This window comes from Microbacterium sp. BWT-B31, assembly GCF_041379855.1.
In the GTDB taxonomy this organism is placed as follows: domain Bacteria; phylum Actinomycetota; class Actinomycetes; order Actinomycetales; family Microbacteriaceae; genus Microbacterium.
Genome location: NZ_JBFECU010000004.1, coordinates 179,713 through 201,819, shown reverse-complemented (window position 1 = coordinate 201,819; position 22,107 = coordinate 179,713). Strand labels below are relative to the sequence as shown.

Sequence of the window (22,107 nt, the reverse complement as noted above, 5' to 3'; positions counted from 1 at the left end):
GCGCGTGCCTCATTCGAAAGGTGTTTCCACCTCCATGGACTTCGCGACGTTCTTCAACCAGTACGGGCTCATCCTTCTGCTCGTCGTCCTGCTGGTCTTCATGTTCTGGAGCTCGCGTCGTCGCATGCAGAAGCAGAAGGCCGAGCAGGAGGCGAAGGCGCAGCAGACCGTGCCCGGCGCCGAGGTGCTGCTGCAGGGGGGTCTGTACGGCACGATCGTGAGCTACGACGCGCAGAACCTCGACCAGCCGGCGATCGTCGAGCTCGCGCCGGGTGTGCAGATCCGCGTGCACAGCCAGGCGATCCTGCGCGTGGTCGACTCCAAGGAGGGCGCCGTCACCGAAGACGAGTTCCTCGAGTCCGAAGAGAGCCACGCCGAGTACGCCGAGGGTGTCGCCAACGGCGAGATCAGCTCGATCAGCGACGACCGCAAGCGCGCGGCCGGCGAGGGCGACGCGGACGACACCGACCCGACTTCGAAGCCCAACGCCTGACACCCATGCCCTAGGGCACCCCGAGAAAGCTGACCCCTCGTGGCCACATCGACTCCTGTCCGGCACGCCTGGCGTGCCCTGACCGGTCTGCTCGTCGTCATCGCATTGCTGTTCGGCGTCAACGCGCTGGGCGTGTACGTCTTCAGCAAGAGCTCCTGGACGCCTGAACTGGCTCTTGATCTGCAGGGCGGCACGCAGATCGTGCTGCAGGCCAAGACGGTCGATGGCACCGACCCGACGCCGGAGCAGATGAACCAGGCGGCGACGATCATCCGCCAGCGCGTCGACGCCTCGGGCGTCGGCGAGGCCGACATCGCGACGCAGTCGGGCAACCAGATCGTCGTGCAGATTCCCGGCCAGGCCGACGAGGAGACGCGCAACCGCATCGAGTCGGCCGCCCAGCTGCAGTTGCGCGCTGTGCTCGTCGCAAGTCAGCCGGCCACCGACTTCGTGGGGCAGGACGGCGAGCGCACGCCGTACCCAACGCCCGACCCGACGCTGGAGTCGACGCCGACCACTCAGCCCACCGACGGCAGCGACATCGCGTGGATCACGCCGGCACTGCAGGCGGAGTTCCTCGCATACGACTGCGCCGATCCCGCCAACGACCCGGCGAACGCGCCCGCCGACCAGCCGCTCATCACGTGTGACGCCGCCCACACGTACAGGTATCTCCTCGGCCCGGTCGAGCTCGACGGCTCGTCGATCAGCGACGCCACCTTCGGCCTGCAGCAGAACGACGGCCGCTGGGCCGTCAACCTGAGGTTCGACGACGAGGGCACCCGCATCTTCGGAGAGATCAGCCAGCGACTCTACGGCGCTGACTCGCCGCGGAACCAGTTCGCGTTCGTCCTCGACGGGTACGTGCTGACCGCGCCGGTGATGAACCAGGTGATCACGGGTGGCGACCCGAGCATCACCGGCAGCTTCACTCAAGAGACGGCGAAGGTGCTCGCCGACCAGCTCAAGTATGGTGCGCTGCCGCTGAGCTTCGAGGTCGTCAGCTCCGACACGATCTCGGCGACCCTCGGCGCGCAGCAGCTGCAGATCGGCCTCATCGCGGGGCTCATCGGTCTCGCGCTCGTGGCGATCTATTCGCTCATCGTCTACCGCGCGCTGGGCTTCGTCATCATCGCGTCGCTGCTGGTGATGGGTGTGATCACGTACGTCGCGATCTGCATCCTGGCGTGGCGCATGGGGTTCCGCCTGTCGCTGGCCGGCGTCGCGGGTCTGATCGTGTCGATCGGCTTCACGGCCGATTCGTTCATCGTCTACTTCGAACGCATCAGAGACGAGTTGCGCGACGGCAAGTCGATCACCGGCGCCGTCGAGGACGGCTGGGGTCGCGCGAAGCGCACGATCTACATCTCGAAGTCGATCAACGTGCTCGCCGCGGTCGTGCTGTACATCCTGGCGGATGCCACGGTGAAGGGCTTCGCGTTCACGCTGGGACTGACCACCGTGATCGACGTGCTGATCTTCATCCTGTTCACCCACCCGGTGATGCAGCTGCTCGCGCGCACGAAGTTCTTCGGGTCGGGGCATCCGCTCTCCGGCATGGATCCCGAAGCGCTGGGTGCGGTCTATCGCGGTCGTGCGCAGTTCCGCGCTCCGGTCGCCGCCTCCGGTCGCACGGCCGCCGATCGCCGCGCGTCGAAGTCGCGCGGTGAGGCCGAACGGCGTCAGACCATTGCCGAACGCAAGCAGGCGGAGCTCGCGGCAGCCGGTGCGGGCGACGCGAAACGAACGCCCAGCTCGTCGAAGGGGGGAGACGACTGATGCGCTCCATGAGCCAGGTCGGCAACGACCTCTATTCCGGCAAGACCTCGCTTCCGTTCATCGGGCGTCGTCGGCTGTGGTTCCTGATCGCCGCGATCCTCGTCATCGGCTCGGCGTTGGTGCCGCTGATTCGTCCGATCCAGTTCTCGATCGAGTTCACGGGCGGCTCGCAGTTCACCGTGAGCGGCATCGAGGCGCCCATCGACCAGTCCGTCGCGACCAGGGCCGTGCAGTCTGTCGTCCCGGATGCGACCACCAAGGTCACCACGGTCGGCGAGACCAACGTGCGTGTGCAGACCGACCAGCTCTCGCCCGAGCAGACCCGCGACGTCACGGTCGCCCTCGCCGACGCGTACAGCGTGCCCGAGAGCGAGGTCACGACCTCGTTCATCGGCCCGAGCTGGGGTGAGGACGTCACACGGCAGTCGCTGTGGGGCCTGGCGATCTTCCTCGCGCTGACCTTCATCATCCTCGCGCTGTACTTCCGCACGTGGAAGATGTCGGTCTCGGCCATCGTCGGCCTGGTCGACGTGCTCGTGATCACTGTCGGCGTGTATGCGCTGTTCGGGTTCGAGATCTCGCCGGCGGCCGTCATCGGCTTCCTGACGATCCTCTCTTACGCCCTCTACGACACGACCGTCGTCTTCGACAAGATCCGCGAGAACACGGCCGAGGACGGCGAGGTGTCGGGTCGCACGTTCGGCGAGTCCGTCAACCTGGCGGTGAACCAGACGCTGGTGCGCTCGATCAACACCACCGTCGTGGCGATCCTGCCCACGGGTGCCATCCTGTTCATCGGCGCGCTGTGGCTCGGCGCGCAGACGCTCACCGACATCTCGCTGTCGATCTTCGTGGGAACGATCGTGGCCGCGTACTCGACGATCTTCGTGGCCGCACCGCTGTACTCGCTGTTCCGTGAGAACGAGCCGGCGATCAAGGCGCGCGACGAGCGCACACTGGCGGCGCGGGAGAAGGCGGGCGTCCCGGTCGGCTGAGGCTCCGCGCGGACGCGGTCCGGCGCGGGCGTAGGATTGTGGAACTCAGCGGAGGGGAGCGATCGCGATGACCGAGACCGCGCCCTCTGCCGCCCAGTCCTCCTCCCTGCGCCGGCTCGTGCCGCGGATCTTCTCGCGGTCGGCGCGACGCGACGACGTCGAGCAGCTGCTGCGGACGGTGCGCACGCACCACCCCAAGGGCGATCTCACGATCATCGAGCGCGCCTACACGGTGGCCGAGAAGGCGCACTCCGGTCAGACGCGGCAGAGCGGCGAGCCCTACATCACCCACCCCCTCGCCGTGGCGCAGATCCTCGCCGACCTGGGGCTCGGGCCGAAGGCGATCGCCGGCGCGCTGCTGCACGACACGGTGGAGGACACCGGGTACCCGCTCGAGACGCTCGCCGTCGAGTTCGGCGACGAGGTCGCGATGCTCGTCGACGGCGTCACCAAGCTCGACAAGGTCAAGTACGGAGAGAGCGCGCAGGCCGAAACGGTCCGCAAGATGATCGTCGCGATGTCCAAAGACATCCGGGTGCTCGTGATCAAGCTCGCCGATCGCCTGCACAACGCCCGCACGTGGGGGTTCGTGCCTCCCGAGAAGGCGAAGAAGAAGGCGACCGAAACCCTCGAGATCTACGCGCCGCTGGCGCATCGGCTCGGCATCCAGGCGATCAAGTCCGAGCTCGAAGACCTCTCGTTCGCGGTGCTGCAGCCCAAGCTGTACGCCGAGATCGACAGCTTGGTCAAGCAGCGCACGCCGCAGCGCGAGCAGTACGTGCAGAACGTGATCGAGTCGGTGGATGCAGATCTGCGCGAACTGCGCATCCGCGGGCGGGTGATGGGCCGCCCGAAGCAGCTGTACTCGGTGTACCAGAAGATGGTGGTGCGCGGCCGCGAGTTCGACGACATCTACGATCTCATCGGCATCCGCGTGCTCGTGAACAGCGTGCGCGACTGCTACGCGGTGCTGGGCTCGATCCACGCGCGGTGGACGCCGCTTCCCGGCAGGTTCAAGGACTACATCGCCACGCCGAAGTTCAACCTCTACCAGTCGCTGCACACGACGGTGATCGGTCCCGGCGGGCGCACCGTCGAGATCCAGATCCGCACCAACGAGATGCATCAGCAGGCCGAGTACGGCGTGGCCGCGCACTGGAAGTACAAAGAGCGCATGAACGGCGGCAAGCCCGACGCCAAGTCGCTCGACACCGACATGGCATGGCTCGCGCACATCTCGGACTGGCAGGCCGAGACGGCCGATCCCGGTGAGTTCCTCGACTCGCTGCGGTTCGAGATCGGCGCGAAGGAGGTCTACGTCTTCACCCCGAAGGGTCGCGTGATCGGCCTGCCGGCGGGCGCCACCCCCGTGGACTTCGCGTACGCGGTGCACACCGAGATCGGCCACCGCACGATGGGCGCGAAGGTGAACGGGCGCCTTGTGCCGCTCGAGAGCGAGCTCAAGAGCGGCGAAGTCGTCGAGGTGTTCACGTCGAAGAATCCGGATGCCGGACCCAGCCAGGACTGGCTCGGCTTCGTCAAGAGCACCCGCGCGCGCAACAAGATCCGCGGCTGGTTCACGAAGGAGCGTCGCGAGGAGGCGATCGAGCAGGGCAAGGAGGCCATCGCCCGCGCGATGCGCCGCCAGAACCTGCCGCTGCAGCGCCTCATGAACCAGGACTCGTTCAGCGAGGTCGCCCATCAGCTGCGCTATGAGGACGTCTCTGCGCTGTACGCGGCCGTCGGCGAAGGCCATGTGTCGACGCAGTCGGTGATCGAGAAGGTGACGGCGCTCGTCAGCGCGAACGACACCACGACCGGGCCCATCGACCTGCCGCAGGTCGGCCGCTCGCGGGCACCGCGCGGCGGCGACTCCGGCGTCCTGGTGCGCGGCGCGCCCGACATCCTAGTGAAGCTCGCCAAGTGCTGCACGCCCGTGCCCGGCGATGAGATCGTGGGCTTCGTGACGCGGGGCAGCGGCGTGTCGGTGCACCGCGCCGACTGCACGAACGTCAAGTCTCTCAAGCAAGACCCGGAGCGGCTCATCGACGTCACCTGGGCGCCGACGACCAAGAGCGTCTTCCTGGTGCAGATCCAGGTCGAGGCGCTCGATCGCGCGGGCCTGCTGAGCGACGTGACCCGCGTGCTCAGCGAGCACCACGTGAACATTCTCTCGGCGACCGTGTCGACGACCAATGACCGCCTGGCGCTCAGCCGGTTCGTCTTCGAGATGGGCGACACCGTCCACCTCGACCGCGTGCTCAACGCGGTGCGCCGCATCGACGCCGTCTACGACGTCTACCGCGTGACCTCGTCCTGACCCTGGCACAGCTGCTCGAGAAGCGCGATCGCCCGTCGCTTGCCGGGCATGCGAGGGTGTTCGAGGTACCACGCGAGGGCCTCGTCAGCCAGGTGCGGCTGCAGGCGGCTCACGCTGTGGGCGGCGCGGTCGTGCAGCAGATCGCCGATGCGGACGAGATCGGCGAGCGTGCGTGCGGGTGTGGTCACCAGGCAGCCGCCGATGCGGACGAGGTCGGCTGGGTCGACCGAGAGATCGCGATAGACCAGGTGGCGTCCCAGGATCGGATGCAGGCGGCGTGCGACGGCGCGCTGCACCGTGTGCCGCGCCGGCGGCTCGTGCAGCGCCCCGTGGATCCACGCGGCGCTCAGGTGCGTCGCGGCGAGCGTGTCGCCGAGCGTGGAACCCAGCGACCCGGCGCGAAGCGCGGCCGTCTCGACGGCGTCCGCGGGGATGTACGCGTCGCCGAGTCCGACGAGGTGACCGTCGAGACACGCGGCCGAGAGCTCGGCGGGGGAGAGTCGCTCGTCAGGAAAGTACAGGAAGGGCGAGGGCACGACACGAGTCTGCCGTGAGCGTGACGCGGCATCCGCTCATCGACGGATGCTGTGGACAACTGCGTGAGCGGGGCGAAGCAGTGGGCTCCTCCCCGCTCACGAGGTGATCAGGCGCCGAGGGCCTTGAGCCAGGCGCGGCGGGCGTCGAGCGCCTCGGCAGCCTGGGCTGCCGCCTTCTTGTCGCCGGCCTTCTCTGCCGCGGCGAGCTCGGCTTCGAGCTTCTCGATCGCGTCGGTGAGCTGGCGCGTCATATCGTTGGCGCGCGCCTTGGTCTCGGGGTTGTTGCTCTTCCAGTCGGCGTCCTCGCGGGCGCGCAGCGCCTGCTCGATCTTGCGCAGCTCGTCATCGAGCGAGCGCTCGACGTCGCGCGGGAAGATGCGGCCGAGGTCGTCCCAGCGGCGCTGGATGCCCGTGAGCAGGCTCCGCGCCTTGGCGAGATCGCGCTCGTCCTGCACGGCCTTGGCCTCGGCCAGCAGCTCGCGTCGCTGCTCGATCTTCTCGCGGGATGCCTCGGCCTCGGCGGCCTCGCGCTCACCGCGTGCGCCATAGAGCACGTCGCCCGCAGCCTTGAAGCGGGCCCACAGTGCGTCGTCGGCCTTCTTGCCGGCGCGGCCGGCCGTCTTCCACTGGTCGAGGAGCTCGCGATAGGCGGCGATCCCATCCTCGCCGCGGGAGGCGAGGGCTTCGGCACGCTCGACGAGGCGCGACTTCTGGTCGCGGACCGACTTGTGGGCTTCGTCGAGCTGCGAGTAGAACTCGCGACGGTGCTTGTCGAGCGTCGCGCGGGCGTCACGGAATCGCTTCCACAACTGCTGCGCCGTCGACTTGGGCAGGCGCGGACCGTGCTGCTGCTGTGACTGCCACTGGTCGAACAGCTCGGCGATCTCGGCCGAGACCTGCTTCCACTGGATCGAGCGCGGGTCGCGCGCCGCGAGGGCCTCGGCCTTCTCGACCAGCACGGTCCTCGCACGCAGCGCCTCATCGACCGCCTCGCGCTGTGCGGCGGCCTCGCTCGCCGTCGCCGCCGAGAGTTCGTCGGTGAGGGCCTCGACGCGCGCCAGGAGCGAGGCGAGGTCGCCGACAGCGGCGGCGCCGTCGATCTTGTCGTGCACCAGCCGTGCCGCTGCCCGCAGATCGGACGCTGACGCGCCCCCGCCCCGGTGACGCACTTCGAGCAGCGCCACCTCGCTGGCCAGATCGGCGTACTTGCGCTCGAAGTAGGCGAGTGCCTCTTCGCGGGTGCCGTCCGGGTACTGGCCGACCACGCGCCACTCGACGCCCTCGCGGACCGACACGGTGCCGTCGTCGTCGACGCGACCCCACGGCTCGGCGGGGGCGTGCGCCGACTCGGTCACCGGCGCGTGGCGCCGTGCGGGAGGCTTCGGCAGCGGGATCGCCAGCGGCGTCGGGGCGGGGCCGGGCGTCGGGGTCGGTGTCTTGATCGGGGTCGCGCCAGCGGCGTCGGCTTCTGCCTCGGACGCGGGGGTCTCCTCGGATGCGGGCGTCTCGGGCTGGGCGGCAACGGGCTCGTCGGCCGCCGCGGGCCCGGGCTGCGGCTGTGCGTCAACGGCCTCGGCCCCAGACGCCTGCGCCTCGGCGGCGACGGGGGTCTCGCCCTCGGTCGCGTCTGCCTCGGTCGCTTCGGCCTCGGTCACGGCCTCGGGGGCTGCCGCGTCGGGCGCTTCGGCCTCGGTCACGGCCGTGTCGGCCTCGATGGTCTCGTCGGTGTTGCGGGGAGTGGACTCGGCTGCGGAAGTCACGGGATGCACCTCAATGCGGCATGCGCCGCCTGCGGGGGTAAGGACGGCCCAAGCCTAGTACGGCGGGCCGCTCGCTCACGGGGTGGGCGTCGTCTCGGGGGCGGGCTCGACGGAATCGTCCGGCGTCGGGGTGGCCGGGGCATCCATCGTCGAGGTCGGCGTCGGGGTCGGCGTCGCGCTGGGTGCCGGCTCGGGTGCGCCGGGGCCCAGGGTGAAGTAGGCGACCTGTCCGCCGACCACGGCCAGGATCAACGCACCGCCGCCGATCGCGGCGATCAGGTTGTCGCGCGTGCGCCGCTTGGCGCGGCCGTCATGGAATTGCTGACGCGCCTGGTAGAGCCGTGCGCGCTCACGCGCCGCGCGCGCATCGCGTTGCTTGCCCGTAGCCACGGGACCTCCTTCGCCCCCGGATGCTCCGGGCCGGGACGATCCTACAAACTGCACGCGACCCGGCCAAACCGCCCACGTCGTCGGCCGGGGCTAGCCTTGTGGCGTGACTTCGCCGGCAGCTCTCTTCCAGGGTCAGACGCCTCTGGCCGTGCGCATGAGGCCGACCTCGCTCGACGAGGTCGCCGGGCAGTCCCACCTGCTGCGGCCGGGCTCGCCCCTGGTCACGCTGGCGACGGCGGATGCCTCGGCCCGCGCGGCGTCGTCGGTGATCCTGTGGGGTCCGCCCGGCACCGGCAAGACGACGCTCGCGCAGGCGATCGCGCGCTCGTCGCAGCGCCGGTTCGTCGAGCTCTCGGCGGTCACCGCCGGAGTTCGCGACGTGCGCGAGGTCATGCAGGAGGCGCTGACGCAGCGCGACCTCTACGGCGTGTCGACGATCCTGTTCCTCGATGAGATCCACCGCTTCACGAAAGCGCAGCAGGACGCGCTGCTGCCGGGCGTCGAGAACGGCTGGGTGGTGCTCATCGCCGCGACGACCGAGAACCCCTCGTTCTCGGTCATCTCGCCCCTGCTCTCGCGCTCGCTCCTGCTCACGCTGCGCCCGCTCACCGACGACGATCTCGGGATGCTGATCGATCGCGCGCTCACCGATGCCCGGGGCCTGGCCGGAGCGGTCGACCTCGAGCCGGAGGCGAGGGCCGCCTTGATCCGGCTCGCATCGGGCGACGCGCGCCGCGCTCTCACCGCACTTGAGGCTGCGGCATCCATCGCCCTGCCCGAAGAAGACGGCGCCGCGCCGGTGATCACGGCCGACGGCGTGGCGCAGGCCGTCGACCGGGCGCTGCTGCGCTACGACCGGCAGGGCGACGAGCACTACGACGTGATCAGTGCGTTCATCAAGTCGATCCGCGGGTCGGACGTCGACGCCGCGATGCACTACCTCGCGCGCATGGTCGAGGCGGGGGAGGACCCGCGGTTCATCGCCCGCCGCCTCATCATCTCGGCCGCCGAGGACATCGGCCTCGCCGACCCCCAGGCGCTGCCGATCGCGGTCGCCGCCGCCGACGCGGTACAGCTGATCGGCATGCCCGAGGGCCGCATCCCGCTCGCCGAGGCGACGGCGTACCTGGCGACGACCGCCAAGTCCAACGCGGCGTACACGGCGATCGACGCCGCGATCGCGGACGTGCGCGCGGGCGGCTTCGGGCGCGTGCCGGTGCACCTTCGCGACGCCCACTACCCGGGGGCGAAGCGGCTCGGGCACGGCAAAGGCTACGTGTATCCGCACGACCTCGACGTCGGCGTGGCCGCGCAGCAGTATCTTCCCGACGAACTTCGGGGCAAGCGCTACTACCAGCCCACCGGCCGCGGACAGGAGCGAGACATCCAGGCGCGGCTCGAGAAGATCCGGCGCATCCTCGGGTCCGAGTGAGGCTCCTCCCGCGGCGACGGCCCAGAATCGCCGGTCTGATAGACTTGACCGGCTCGAAACGGAGTTTTCGGGCATCCCCTCTCTTCTTGACCGACCTTCCGGCATGCCCCGGCGTGCAGTCCGGACAGGGCGAGGAGACGGAGATACGTCCGTGAGTCGTGAAAGACACGTCCACGTCATCGGAAGGAACACTTCGTGGCTACGAAGTCCCAGGACCGCCGCAAGGTCCGCCTGTCGCGCGCGCTCGGCGTCGCGCTGACCCCCAAGGCCGCCCGCTACCTCGAGAAGCGTCCGTACGCTCCGGGCGAGCACGGCCGCACCAAGCGCAAGGCCGACAGCGACTACGCCGTGCGCCTTCGTGAGAAGCAGCGTCTGCGCGAGCAGTACGGCATCCGCGAGAAGCAGATGCGCAACACGTTCAACGAGGCCCGCCGCAAGGACGGCCTGACCGGTGAGAACCTGGTCGAGCTGCTCGAGATGCGCCTGGACGCCCTCGTGCTGCGCGCCGGCTTCGCCCGCACCACCGCGCAGGCCCGCCAGCTCGTCGTGCACCGTCACATCCTCGTCGACGGCCAGCTCGTCGACCGCCCGTCGTTCCGCGTGAAGCCCGGCCAGCTCATCCACGTCAAGGCCAAGAGCGAGGGCCTCGAGCCCTTCCAGGTCGCAGCCCTGGGCGGTCACGCCGAGGTTCTGCCGCCGGTTCCGAGCTACCTCGAGGTCGAGCTCGACAAGCTGCAGGCGCGCCTGGCGCGTCGGCCCAAGCGCGCCGAGGTCCCGGTCGTCTGCGACGTCCAGCTCGTCGTCGAGTACTACGCCGCCCGATAGGACACACAGCACGCACCGGAGGGCGTCGGGGGTTCACCCCCGGCGCCCTCCTGCTTTCTGGCTACGATGGACAGATGCCCGACAGTGGCGAAGGAGTGCTGAAATGAAGAATCTGCTGTGGTTCGTCTTCGGGATCGCAGGCGGCTTCGTTCTGGCACATCTCGTCAACAAAGACCCCCGCGGTCGCGAGGCGCTCGCCGAGCTCGACTCGCGCATCACCGAGTTCACTGATCGCATGAGCAACGCCTACCGCGAGCAGGAAGCGCGATTCTCCGGGCTCGCCGATGCGGTGGCCGAAGGCGCCGCCGGCGTCGTCGGCCAGGCCAAGGCCGCCGCATCCGATGTCGTGGACGCCGCTGAGAAGCTCGCCGACTGACCCACCGAACCATCCTCCCTGCCCGCGCCCGCGCGGGCCGGATCCGCTCGCCCCCCGAGGACAATCCGACATGAAGACCGCCGAGATCGCTCAGCGCTACCTCGCCTATTTCGAGAAGAACGGCCACACGATCGTGCCGTCGGCATCGCTGGTGACCGACGACCCGGCGCTGCTGTTCACCGTCGCGGGCATGGTGCCGTTCATCCCGTATCTGTCGGGCGATGTCCCCGCGCCCTACGCGCGCGCGGCGGACAACCAGAAGTGCATCCGCACCAACGACATCGAAGAGGTCGGCAAGACGCCGCGGCACGGCACGTTCTTCCAGATGCTCGGCAACTGGTCGTTCGGCGACTACTTCAAAGAGGGCGCGATCCGCTTCGCATGGGAGCTGCTCACCTCGAGCGAGGCCGACGGCGGACTCGCGTTCGACCCGAAGGACCTGTGGGTCACGGTCTACGAAGAGGACGACGAGGCGCACGACCTGTGGCTGCGCCTGACCGATCTGCCCGAGGAGCGCATCCAGCGCCTCGGCAAGGACACCAACTACTGGAGCACGGGTCTTCCCGGCCCCGCCGGGCCGTGCTCCGAGATCTTCTTCGACCGCGGGCCGGCGTACGGCATCGACGGCGGTCCTGCCACGGACGACGACCGCTACGTCGAGATCTGGAACCTCGTGTTCATGCAGTACGAGATCACGAACGTGCGGTCGAAGTACGACTTCGACGTCGTCGGAGAGCTCCCGAACAAGAACATCGACACCGGCATGGGCCTGGAGCGCATCGCGTTCATCAAGCAGGGCGTCGACAACATGTACGAGACCGACCAGGTGCGTCCGGTGCTCGACAAGGCGGTCGAGCTGTCGGGTCGCACGTACGGCGCGAACCACGACGACGATGTGCGCTTCCGTGTGATCGCCGACCATGTGCGCTCGTCGCTCATGCTGCTCGCGGACGGCGTGACGCCGTCGAACGACGGCCGCGGCTACATCCTGCGCCGACTCATGCGGCGGGCGATCCGCTCCATGCGCCTGCTCGGGGTGGAGGGCCCGACCTTCGCCGAGCTGTTCGCGGTGTCGCGGGACGCGATGAAGGAGGCCTACCCCGTCGTCGAGGCCGACTGGGCACGCATCTCGCAGTACGCCCTCGCCGAGGAGGAGACGTTCCTGCGCACACTCGCTGCCGGATCTGCGATCCTCGACGAGTCGCTCCAGCAGACGAAGGCCGCAGGCGGCACCACCGTCGCCGGCGACGAGGCGTTCCTGCTGCACGACACGTACGGCTTTCCGATCGATCTCACCCTCGAGATCGCCGAGGAGGCGGGGCTCACCGTCGACCGGGCGGCGTTCGACACGCTCATGCAGGAGCAGCGCGCGCGGGCCAAGGCCGATGCGCGGGCGCGCAAGCGCCAGCTCGCCGACACGAGCGTCTACCGCGACCTGCGGGCGAAGGGCGAGACCGTCTTCACCGGGTACACCGACCTCGAGACGGAGTCGACGGTGCTCGGCATCCTCATCGACGGCGTTCCCGCCGACCGCGCGTCCGCGGGACAGGTCGCCGAGGTCATCCTCGCCGAGACGGCGCTGTACGCCGAGTCGGGCGGTCAGGTCGCCGACAAGGGCATCATCGTCGGTCCCGGCTACGAGCTCGACGTGCTCGACGTGCAGAAGCCGGTCCCGGGACTGGTGAGCCATACGGTCGAGGTCGTGTCGGGCGAGGTCGGCGTGGGCCTGGCGGCGACGACGGTGGTGGATGCCGCGAACCGCCGTGCCGCGCGGCAGGCGCACTCTGCGACCCATCTCGTGCACGCCGCTCTGCGCGACACCCTCGGCAAGACCGCGACCCAGGCGGGCTCGCTCAACCGTGCCGGCTACCTGCGCTTCGACTTCTCGTGGGGTCAGGCACTGTCCGACGGCACCAAGACCGAGATCGAGGAGATCGCCAACAACGCCGTGCGCGACAACCTCGAGGTGACCACGCGCGTGCTCGCGCTCGACGAGGCGCGCTCGCTCGGTGCGATGGCGCTGTTCGGCGAGAAGTACGGCGACACCGTGCGCATGGTCGACATCGGCGGGCCGTGGTCGCGCGAACTGTGCGCGGGAACGCATGTCGCCTCGAGCGCCGAGGTCGGGCTCATCAACCTCGTCGGCGAATCGTCGGTGGGGGCATCCAACCGGCGCGTCGAGGCGCTCGTCGGACTCGACGCGTTCCGCTCCCTCGCGGCCGAACGCGCGCTCGTGTCGCAGCTGACCACGACGCTGAAGACGCCGCGGGAGCAGCTTCCGGCGCGCATCGCCGAGCTCACCGCCAGCCTCAAGGCGGCCGAGAAGAAGATCGCCGCGCTCGAGTCGAAGGCGCTCGCCGAGCGGCTACCGGCGCTCGTCGAGACGGCGACCGCGGTCGGTTCGCACCGCTTGGTCGCCCAGTCCATCGGTGCGGCGGGGTCGGCCGACGATGTGCGCTCGCTCGCGCTCCAGGTGCGCGACCGGCTCGGGTCGGACGCCGCCGTCGTCGCGCTCGGGGCCGACCTGGGCGGCCGGCCGGTCGTGGTGGTCGCCACGAACGAGGCCGCGCGCGCCGCTGGTGCGAAGGCGGGCGTGCTCGCCAAGGCCGCCGCGACAGCTCTCGGCGGAGGCGGCGGCGGGCGAGACGATGTGGCGCAGGGCGGCGGAGCAGATGTCGCGGCGCTGCCGGCGGCGCTGGTCGCCGTGAAGGACGCGCTCGGGGCGGCGTGACAACGGCGTGATGAGTGGATTCCGCAGGGGTGTGCGGCTCGGCATCGATGTCGGGCGGGCGCGCATCGGCGTCGCGCGGTGCGACCCCGACGGCATGCTCGCCACGCCCGTCGAGACGGTGCCGCGAGGGGATGCCTCCATCCTGCGCCTTCGGGAACTGATCGCCGAGCACGAGCCCATCGAGGTGCTCGTCGGTCTTCCGCTGAGCCTCAGCGGGGGCGACACGCCGTCGACCACCGACGCGCGGGACTTCGCCGGCACGCTGGCGGCGGCATCCGCCACTCCTGTGCGCCTCGTGGACGAACGCCTCAGCACCGTCTCGGCGCACGCCGCGCTGCGCGACTCGGGGCGTTCTCAGCGATCGTCTCGTAGCATTGTTGACCAGGTCGCCGCCGTCGTGCTGCTTCAGCAGGCGCTCGACGTCGAGAAGAATTCCGGCCGACCGCCCGGAACATCCGTAGACCCGGCCGAGGAGCCCGCCTGAGATGCCAGAGTCCCCTTCGCCGTACGATCATCCGTTCGCGGGGCTCTTCAGCGCGCTGCCCGATCCGCGCGCGCACGTGGCACGGGCCTCCGCAGAGGGATCCGGGCCGGGCCGTGGCGTCAGCGAGGAGCCTGCCGATCAGGCGGCGCCGGTGACTGCGACCCCGTCGGCGGAGCCCGCCGCCCCGGCTGCGGGCGGTGTTCCGATGTCGCGTCGCGAAGCGCGGCAGGCGGCTGCCGAGGCCGCGGCGCGTTCGACGAGTGCCTCCGCGGGAGCGGCTGCGGCTCCGGCGGGCGCGTCTGCGGCGGCCTCCGCGACGGGCGAGACGGCGGGACGCGCACCGGCGTCCGGCGGCGCGGGCAGCGCCGCGTCGCGCACCACCGGCGTGTTCACCGGATCGGCCGAGGACGACGACCCCGCACGGTCGTGGCCGTTCTCGGGCGAGGTCGCGGCGGCGCCCGCGCTGCCGTACAGCCGTACCGGCGGCATCCCAGTGATACAGGCCGACGCGACCGCGCGTTCGCGGGACACCTTCGACAGTCTCTTCGACGACCACTCGGCGGCCCCTGCCTCAGGCATCGCGGCTGCGCCGAAGGAGAAGCGCAAGCGGCGCGTGGGGAGGTGGATCGCGCTCGGCATCGTCGTCGTGCTCCTGGGCGGCGTCACCGCCGGCGGTCTGTGGGTGTGGAACACCTACGAGGACAAGATCCGCGAGATCATGGGGTGGGAAGAGCCCAAGGACTACCCGCCCGGCCAGGCGACGGGTGAGGCGCTCGTCACGATCCAGCCCGGCGACACGGGCCAGTCGATCTCGCCGAAGCTCTTCGAGGCGGGCGTCACCAAGACGCCCGACGCCTTCTACGACTATCTGATCCACACCGACCAGAACCCCCCGTTCGTGCCCGGCGTGTTTCGCCTGCAGACGCAGATGACGTCGGAGGCGGCCCTCGCGGCGATTCTCGATCCCTCGAACAAGCTCGAGAACACCGCCACGATCCCCGAGGGGTACTCCGTCGAGCAGACGATCGCGGTGCTGTCGGAATCGCTCGGCATTCCGCTGGAGGACTTCCAGGCCGCCGTCGCCGACCCGACCGCGTATGGGGTGTCGGTCGACCCGTCCATCGCGGCGGCGGGTGGGCAGCCGCTGGAGGGGTGGCTCTTTCCCGCGACCTACGAGTTCGAGCCGGGCACAACGGCGCGCGACGTCATCGGACGCCTGGTGACCCAGACCGTGGACGTGCTCGGGAACCTCGGTGTGCCGGAGGCCGATCGCCAGCGACTCCTGACGACAGCCTCGATCATCCAGCGCGAGGCGCGGTACGAGGCCGACATGCAGAAGGTCTCGCGCGTCATCCAGAACCGGCTCGACCCGAACAACCAAGAGACCTTCGGCCTGCTGCAGATGGACTCGACCGCACAGTACGGCTATGGCGAGATGCACGCAGGCAGCGTGAGCACCACCGACGAGGCGCAGTACGACGACAACCCGTGGAACACCTACGTGCACGCGGGCCTGCCGATCGGCCCGATCTCGAACCCCGGCGAGGTCGCGATCAGGGCGGCGATGAACCCTGCCGAGGGCGACTGGCTGTACTTCGTGACGGTCAACCTCGACACCGGCGAGACGGTGTTCACCTCCAACATCGACGACCACAACGCGGCGGTCGAGCAGTGGCGGGCGTGGTGCTCCGACCACCCGGACTCGGGGTGCTGACCGGCAGGCGCCTCGCGGTGTGGGGCGATCCGATCGACCACAGCATCTCGCCGCGCGTGCACGCGGCCGCGTACCGCGTGCTGGGCCTGGACTGGGAGTACGGGCGCGAGCGCGTTGACGAGGCATCCTTCGCCGCGCGTCTGGCCGCCCTCGGTGAGCGGTGGCGCGGCCTGTCGCTCACGATGCCGCTCAAGGGCGTCGCGTTCGCGGCCGCCGAGACGCGCGACCGCTCTGCCGAGCTCACCGGCGCCGTCAACACCCTGCTGCTCGAACCCGGCGGCCCACGCGGGTTCAACACCGACGTCGGCGGCATCGTGCGCGCTCTGGCAGAGGAGGGCGTAGCCGCCGCTGCGCGGGCGCGCATCGTCGGGGCGGGCGCGACGGCGACCTCGGCCCTCGTGGCGCTCTGGTCGATCGGCGCGCGCGAGGTCGAAGTGGTCGCTCGCCGCACCGAGGCGGTTACGCCCCTGCGCGGGCTGGGCGAGCGACTCGGCGTGACGGTGACCGCGGCCGGGTTCGACGCGCCGCGGTTGGATCCGGTCGACCTCACGGTGGCGACGTTGCCGGGCGGGGCGACGGTGACCGATGCTGCCGCCGCAGCCCTGGCGGCATCTGGCGGACCCCTTCTCGACGTGGTCTACGGGCACTGGCCCACCGTGCTCTCGCAGGCGTGGGAGCGGGCGGGTGCCACCGCGTGGACGGGGGCCGGGATGCTGCTGCACCAGGCCGTGCTGCAGGTGCGGGTCTTCACGCAGGGCGACCCCGCCGCGGTGCTGCCGGCCGAAGATGACGTGGTCGCCGCGATGCGCTCGGCGCTCGTGGGAGACTAGACCAATGCTCCGCGTGATCACGGCCGGCGAATCGCACGGCCCCGAACTCGTCGCCATCATGGAGGGCCTGCCCGCGGGCGTGCCCGTCTCGCGCGCCGCGATCCAGGCCGACCTCGCCCGCCGCAAGCTGGGCTACGGCCGCGGGTCGCGCATGAAGTTCGAACAAGACGAGCTGGCGATCTCGACGGGCGTGCGCCACGGGCTGTCGCTCGGCAGTCCCATCGCGCTGCGCATCGGCAACACCGAGTGGCCCAAGTGGGTCGAGGTGATGAGCGCCGAGCCGGTCGAGCTCACCGAGAAGTCGCGTGGCCGCGGCGCCGCGCTGACCCGTCCGCGCCCGGGTCACGCCGATCTGGTGGGTATGCAGAAGTACGGCTTCGACGAAGCCCGGCCGATCCTCGAGCGCGCGAGCGCCCGCGAGACCGCCGCTCGGGTCGCGCTCGGGGCGATCGCCCGATCGTTCCTCGCAGAGCTCGGCATCCGCCTGGTGAGCCACACGCTGTCGATCGGGCCGGTGCAGGTGCCCGAGGGCGCGGCGCTTCCGACGCCCGACGACGTCGAGGCGCTCGACGCCGATCCGCTGCGCTGCTTCGACGCGCAGACATCCGCTCGCATGGTCGACGAGGTCGACGCCGCGCGCAAGGACGGCGACACCCTGGGTGGCATCGTCGAGGTGCTCGCCTACGGGCTCCCGCCCGGGCTCGGCTCGCACGTGCAGTGGGACCGCCGCCTCGACGGCCGGCTCGCGCAGGCGCTCATGAGCATTCAGGCGATCAAGGGCGTCGAGGTGGGCGACGGATTCGAGACCACGCGCCGACGCGGCTCGGCTGCGCACGACGAGCTGTTCGCCACCGACGACGGGATCGCCCGATCGTCGGACCGGGCGGGCGGTACCGAGGGGGGCATGTCGACCGGCACGGTTCTGCGTGTGCGGGCGGGCATGAAGCCCATCGCGACCGTCCCGCACGCGCTGCGGACGGTCGATGTCGCCACCGGCGACACCGCGTCGGCACACCACCAGCGCTCCGACGTGTGCGCGGTGCCCGCCGCGGGCGTGGTCGCCGAGGCGATGGTCGCGGTCGTGCTGGCCGAAAGCGTGCTCGAGAAGTTCGGCGGCGACAGCGTGGCCGAGACGCGCCGCAACCTCGAGTCGTACCTCGCCGCGATTCCGGCGACGCTGCGCACGGCCGACGCGAGCGACCCGGCGCTGGGCGCCGACGTGCTCGCCGAGCATGACCTCGCGCTCTGAGCGCCCCGCCGTGACCGACAACAGCTCGGCGAAGACCGGCTCCATCGTGCTGGTCGGGCCGATGGGCGCCGGCAAGACGAGCATCGGCCGTCGCGTCGCGAAGGCGCTCGGCATGACGTTCGTCGACACGGATGCCGCAGTCGTGCGCGACCACGGACCGATCGAGGCGATCTTCGCAGAGGCGGGCGAGGCGCGCTTCCGCGAACTCGAGCACGAAGCCGTCCGCGCGGCGATCGAGGGCGGCGGCGTCGTCGCGCTCGGCGGGGGAGCGGTGCTCGATCCCCGCACGCGCGCCGCGCTGGCTGAACACCGCGTCGTGCTGCTGACCCTGGCCGCCAAGAACGTACCCGCGCGCATCCGCGGCTCGAATCGGCCTCTGCTGCAGGGCGAGGACCCCGTCGCGCGCTGGAGCGAGATCTTCGAACAGCGCCGGCGGCTCTACGACGAGGTCGCCGATGTGACGTTCGACACGTCCGAAGGACCGCTGCAGCTGATCGTGGACGCGATCGTCGCGTGGGCGCAAGGCGACCCGGTGGCATCGGCGGGCGCAGACGAAGAGGAGACCCCGTGAGCGAGACGACGACGATCCCCGTGGGCGGCGAGCGCCCCTATGACGTGATCGTGGGGCGCGGCATCCTGAACTCCGTCGGCGCGGCGCTGCCCGAGGCCGCCCGCAAGGTGCTCATCGTTCACCCGCCGACGCTCGCGGCGAAGGCCGAGGCGCTGCGCGTGTCGCTGACGGGCCAGCGACAGGTGCTGCTGGCCGAGATCCCGGATGCCGAGGCAGGCAAGCGCGTCGAGGTGGCGGCGTTCTGCTGGCAGGTGATGGGTCAGGCCGACTTCACGCGCACGGACGCGGTGGTCGGCTTCGGCGGGGGAGCGGTCACCGACCTCGCGGGCTTCGTCGCGGCGACGTGGCTGCGCGGCGTCGAGGTCGTGCAGATCCCCACCACGGTGCTCGGCATGGTCGACGCGGCCGTGGGCGGCAAGACCGGCATCAACACGAACGAGGGCAAGAACCTCGTGGGCGCCTTCTGGACCCCGCGTGCCGTGCTGTGCGACCTCGAGCTGCTCGACTCGCTCGGCCGCAACGAGCTCGTGGCGGGGTACGCCGAGGTGGTGAAGGCCGGGTTCATCTGGCACCCCGAGATCCTCGACATCATCGAGGCCGACCCCGAGCGCGCCGTCGACCCGTCGACCCCCGAGTTCCGCCGCACGATCGAGCTCGCCATCGACATGAAGGCGCGCGTCGTCGGCGAGGACCTGCGCGAGGCGGGTCTGCGCGAGGTTCTGAACTACGGCCACACGCTCGGGCACGCGATCGAGCACGCCGAGCGGTACCAGTGGCGCCACGGCGCGGCGATCTCGATCGGCATGGTCTTCGCCGCCGAGCTGTCGCGCCTGGCGGGTCGGCTTTCGGATGCCGCGGCCCAGCGCCACCGCGACATCCTGGGCTCTCTGGGCCTGCCCATGACCTATCGCGCGGGTGCGTTCCGGCAGCTGCTGGCGACGATGCAGCGCGACAAGAAGAGCCGCGGCGGCATGCTGCGCTTCATCGTGCTCGACGACATCGCCAAGCCGACCGTGCTGCAGGCGCCCGACGAGTCGCTGTTGTTCGCCGCGTACCAAGAGGTCGGCGCGTGACCGACCTGACGGTGCGCCGCATCCGCGCCGACGAGTGGCGGGCTGTGCGGGCGCTGCGTCTGGAGTCGACCAGCGATCCCGATGCGGCGATCGCTTTTCTCGAACGGCCCGACGAGGTCGCCGCGCGTCCGGACGAGTTCTGGCAGGACCGCGCCGCGACAGCGGCCGCCAGCGAGATCGCGGCGCAGTTCGTGGCCGTCGCCGACGGCTGCTGGGTGGGGAGCCTCTTGGTCAGCATCCGCGCCACCGGGCAGACCGACCACCTCGGACGCTACGTCGACGACCGCCGTGGCGATGTCGTGGGCGTGTACGTGAACCCGGCTCATCGAGGCGCCGGTGCGGTCGACCGCCTGCTCGACGCGGCGGCCGAGTGGGCGGCATCCCGCGGACTGCCTCGGCTCACGCTCGACGTGCACCGCGACAACCCGCGGGCGCAGGCCGCGTACCGCCGCTGCGGCTTCATCCCGACGGGCGAGACCTTCTCCAGCGTCATCGGTCCCGAGATCGAGATGGCGCGACCGCTGCCGTGACGAACCGCCTCGGCCGCGCTGCTATCGTGCGAGCATGACCGCCCCGCGCCGCCTGCTGCTCGTGAACGGACCCAACCTCAACCTGCTCGGCGTGCGCGAGCCCGAGGTGTACGGCACCGCCACGCTCGACGACGTGGTTCGGATCGCGACCGAGGCCGCGGCCGCCCACGGGTTCGAGGTGCGGGCCGTGCAGAGCAACCATGAGGGCGTGCTGATCGACGCGATCCACGCCGCCCGACTCGACTGCGCGGGCATCGTCATCAACCCCGGCGGGCTCACGCACACCTCGGTCGTGCTGCGCGACGCGCTCTCGGGCGTGGCGCTGCCGGTGGCCGAGATCCACATCTCGAACGTCTACGAGCGCGAGGCCTTCCGCCACCACTCGTACGTCGCCGACGTCGCCGCCGTGCATGTCATCGGCGAGGGCGTCGGCGGGTATGCGCGGGCGGTCGATCTGCTGGTCGAGGTGATCGCGGGGCGCGCCGAGGGCTGAGCCCGGCCCGCCCCGCGGGCTCACGCGCCGGCGGGCGGTTCGGGCGCGGATGCGGTGACGTCGGCGGTCGCGGGGGCGGGGGCATCCGTCTTCGACTCGGCCTTCGGCGCGCGTGCGCCCGATGCGGCCGGAAGCGCGAAGCACACCCCGATGGCCACGACGGTGAACGCGACGGCGGCCCAGAACGCGGCGTCGAACCCGTCGGCGAGCTGGGACAGATCGGATGCGCCGGAGGTCGCCGCCTCGAGGATGACGGCGAGCAGAGCCGTGCCGAACGCCCCGCCGATCTGCTGCGCGAGCCGCGTGATGATGCTCGCGTGCGGCACCTGGTCACGTTCGAGGCCGACGAAGGCAACGGACATCACGGGGATCATGACCGCGCCCATGCCGAAGCCCCGCACGAGCAGGACCGCCATGAGCCACCACTCGTTCGTCGCGGCATCGGCCAGGGCGAACGGGATCGTCGCGGCGCCCATGATGACGAACCCGCCGATCGCCACGATGCGCGCGCCGACGCGGTCGGTGAGGTTTCCTGCGATCGTGCGGCTCAGGAGCGCGCCGACACCCTGCGGGATGAGCATGAGCGCGGCCTGGAGCGGGTCGGCGCCGCGCACGAGCTGGTAGTACAGCGGCAGCAGCAGCATCGAGCCGAACAGCGACGCGCCCGACAGGAACAGCACCGCCGACGACGCGGCGACGGGCCGGCGACCGAGCAGGCCGATGTCGATGAGGGCTTTGGCGGGCCGGCGCGTCTGGGTGAGCACGAACGCCACGAGGAACAGGATGCCGGCGACGACGGGCAGCCACACGTCGGGGCGGGCGAGGCCGCCGTGCTGGCTCACGTTCGACAGGCCGTACAGGATGCCGACGAGCGCGGGCGAGACGAGCACGAGACCCACCCAGTCGAGCACCGGCTTGGCGCTCGGGGCGTCGGCGGGGATGAAGCGCCACGCGAGGATGAGGCCGGCAAGGCAGAAGGGGACGTTCACCCAGAACAGACCCCGCCAGTCGGCGACGTTCAGGATCAGGCCGCCGATCGTCGGGCCGAGGATGGGGCCGAGGGCGGCGGGCAGGCTGACCATGGCCATGAGCTTGCCCAGACCTTCCCCCTTGGGCACCTGCTGGATCGCGAGCGTCGCCATGAGCGGCATCATGAGTCCGCCGCCGAGGCCCTGCAGCACGCGGAACCCGATGAGGCTCGGGGCGTCCCACGCGAGGCTGCACAGCACCGAGGCGCCCATGAAGACGGTGAGCGCGAACATCCAGACGCGCTTGCCGCCGAAGCGCGCCTGGGCCCAGCCCACGACGGGGATCGCGACGCCGAGCGCGAGCAGATACGCGGTGGTGACCCACTGCACGGTGCTGATCGGCACGCCCAGGTCGAGGGCGAGGGACTTCAGGGCGATGCTGACGATCGTGCTGTCGAAGATGACGGCGAGCCCCCCGACCACCAGCACGAGCGCGGTGACGATGGCGCTGCGGGATACGGCGGGGGCGGGTGAGGATGTCACGGGAAGTCCTTTCTA

At 70.5% G+C, this 22,107-nt stretch carries 20 protein-coding genes; 16 read left to right on the top strand and 4 right to left on the bottom strand.

Annotated features, from left to right (window positions below):
- The first annotated feature begins 34 nt into the window (after nucleotides 1-34).
- From AB1K54_RS06850 to AB1K54_RS06835, 4 genes are all read left to right on the top strand, one after another.
- Nucleotides 35-493, top strand: a complete 459-nt coding sequence (locus AB1K54_RS06850; RefSeq protein WP_371201985.1) for a preprotein translocase subunit YajC — start codon at nucleotides 35-37, stop codon at nucleotides 491-493.
- A 39-nt stretch (nucleotides 494-532) separates the two neighbouring features.
- On the top strand, nucleotides 533-2,272 hold the full coding sequence (gene secD / locus AB1K54_RS06845) for a protein translocase subunit SecD (protein WP_371201984.1): 1,740 nt from the start codon (nucleotides 533-535) through the stop codon (nucleotides 2,270-2,272).
- Nucleotides 2,272-3,267 (top strand): protein translocase subunit SecF, encoded by a 996-nt coding sequence (secF, locus tag AB1K54_RS06840; RefSeq protein ID WP_371201983.1) that lies wholly within the window; start codon nucleotides 2,272-2,274, stop codon nucleotides 3,265-3,267. The genes secD and secF overlap by 1 nt, the downstream gene beginning before the upstream one ends.
- A gap of 67 nt (nucleotides 3,268-3,334) precedes the next feature.
- Nucleotides 3,335-5,587, top strand: a complete 2,253-nt coding sequence (locus AB1K54_RS06835; RefSeq protein ID WP_371201982.1) for a bifunctional (p)ppGpp synthetase/guanosine-3',5'-bis(diphosphate) 3'-pyrophosphohydrolase — start codon at nucleotides 3,335-3,337, stop codon at nucleotides 5,585-5,587.
- On the opposite strand, the gene AB1K54_RS06830 is transcribed toward AB1K54_RS06835, so the two are convergent.
- From AB1K54_RS06830 to AB1K54_RS06820, 3 genes are all read right to left on the bottom strand, one after another.
- Nucleotides 5,566-6,123, bottom strand: a complete 558-nt coding sequence (locus tag AB1K54_RS06830) for a type IV toxin-antitoxin system AbiEi family antitoxin (RefSeq protein ID WP_371201981.1) — start codon at nucleotides 6,121-6,123, stop codon at nucleotides 5,566-5,568. The two genes, AB1K54_RS06835 and AB1K54_RS06830, sit on opposite strands and share 22 nt — an antisense overlap.
- Before the next feature lie 107 nt (nucleotides 6,124-6,230).
- A complete protein-coding gene (locus AB1K54_RS06825; protein ID WP_371202017.1) occupies nucleotides 6,231-7,478 on the bottom strand; it encodes a DUF349 domain-containing protein in 1,248 nt (415 codons plus the stop codon).
- 480 nt (nucleotides 7,479-7,958) lie between these two features.
- Entirely contained in the window at nucleotides 7,959-8,273 is a 315-nt protein-coding gene (locus AB1K54_RS06820; protein WP_371201980.1) for a dioxygenase, read from the bottom strand.
- 154 nt (nucleotides 8,274-8,427) lie between these two features.
- Between AB1K54_RS06820 and AB1K54_RS06815 the strand changes: the two genes are divergently transcribed.
- The 12 genes from AB1K54_RS06815 (at nucleotide 8,428) to aroQ (ending at nucleotide 20,581) form a co-directional block, all read left to right on the top strand.
- Nucleotides 8,428-9,705 (top strand): replication-associated recombination protein A, encoded by a 1,278-nt coding sequence (locus tag AB1K54_RS06815; RefSeq protein ID WP_371202016.1) that lies wholly within the window; start codon nucleotides 8,428-8,430, stop codon nucleotides 9,703-9,705.
- Between the two features lie 195 nt (nucleotides 9,706-9,900).
- A complete protein-coding gene (gene rpsD / locus AB1K54_RS06810; RefSeq protein WP_371201979.1) occupies nucleotides 9,901-10,530 on the top strand; it encodes a 30S ribosomal protein S4 in 630 nt (209 codons plus the stop codon).
- A gap of 103 nt (nucleotides 10,531-10,633) precedes the next feature.
- The gene (locus tag AB1K54_RS06805) at nucleotides 10,634-10,906 is read left to right on the top strand and encodes an ATPase (protein WP_371201978.1); all 273 of its coding nucleotides are present in this window, start codon (nucleotides 10,634-10,636) and stop codon (nucleotides 10,904-10,906) included.
- A gap of 70 nt (nucleotides 10,907-10,976) precedes the next feature.
- Nucleotides 10,977-13,637, top strand: a complete 2,661-nt coding sequence (gene alaS / locus AB1K54_RS06800) for an alanine--tRNA ligase (RefSeq protein WP_371201977.1) — start codon at nucleotides 10,977-10,979, stop codon at nucleotides 13,635-13,637.
- Nucleotides 13,638-13,647: 10 nt separating this feature from the next.
- Entirely contained in the window at nucleotides 13,648-14,121 is a 474-nt protein-coding gene (gene ruvX / locus AB1K54_RS06795) for a Holliday junction resolvase RuvX (RefSeq protein ID WP_371201976.1), read from the top strand.
- Nucleotides 14,122-14,272: 151 nt separating this feature from the next.
- On the top strand, nucleotides 14,273-15,835 hold the full coding sequence (gene mltG, locus AB1K54_RS06790; RefSeq protein ID WP_371201975.1) for an endolytic transglycosylase MltG: 1,563 nt from the start codon (nucleotides 14,273-14,275) through the stop codon (nucleotides 15,833-15,835).
- Nucleotides 15,802-16,665, top strand: a complete 864-nt coding sequence (locus AB1K54_RS06785; protein ID WP_371201974.1) for a shikimate dehydrogenase — start codon at nucleotides 15,802-15,804, stop codon at nucleotides 16,663-16,665. Before mltG ends, AB1K54_RS06785 begins: the two co-directional genes overlap by 34 nt.
- Nucleotides 16,666-16,669: 4 nt before the next feature.
- Complete coding sequence (gene aroC, locus AB1K54_RS06780) at nucleotides 16,670-17,914, top strand: chorismate synthase (RefSeq protein WP_371201973.1); 1,245 nt, start codon at nucleotides 16,670-16,672, stop codon at nucleotides 17,912-17,914.
- Entirely contained in the window at nucleotides 17,898-18,485 is a 588-nt protein-coding gene (locus AB1K54_RS06775; protein WP_371201972.1) for a shikimate kinase, read from the top strand. Before aroC ends, AB1K54_RS06775 begins: the two co-directional genes overlap by 17 nt.
- A complete protein-coding gene (aroB, locus tag AB1K54_RS06770) occupies nucleotides 18,482-19,558 on the top strand; it encodes a 3-dehydroquinate synthase (RefSeq protein WP_371201971.1) in 1,077 nt (358 codons plus the stop codon). Before AB1K54_RS06775 ends, aroB begins: the two co-directional genes overlap by 4 nt.
- Nucleotides 19,555-20,088 (top strand): GNAT family N-acetyltransferase, encoded by a 534-nt coding sequence (locus AB1K54_RS06765; protein WP_371201970.1) that lies wholly within the window; start codon nucleotides 19,555-19,557, stop codon nucleotides 20,086-20,088. Before aroB ends, AB1K54_RS06765 begins: the two co-directional genes overlap by 4 nt.
- A gap of 34 nt (nucleotides 20,089-20,122) precedes the next feature.
- On the top strand, nucleotides 20,123-20,581 hold the full coding sequence (gene aroQ / locus AB1K54_RS06760; RefSeq protein WP_371201969.1) for a type II 3-dehydroquinate dehydratase: 459 nt from the start codon (nucleotides 20,123-20,125) through the stop codon (nucleotides 20,579-20,581).
- Nucleotides 20,582-20,601: 20 nt separating this feature from the next.
- On the opposite strand, the gene AB1K54_RS06755 is transcribed toward aroQ, so the two are convergent.
- Nucleotides 20,602-22,092 (bottom strand): MDR family MFS transporter, encoded by a 1,491-nt coding sequence (locus AB1K54_RS06755; RefSeq protein ID WP_371201968.1) that lies wholly within the window; start codon nucleotides 22,090-22,092, stop codon nucleotides 20,602-20,604.
- Nucleotides 22,093-22,107: the final 15 nt, after the last annotated feature.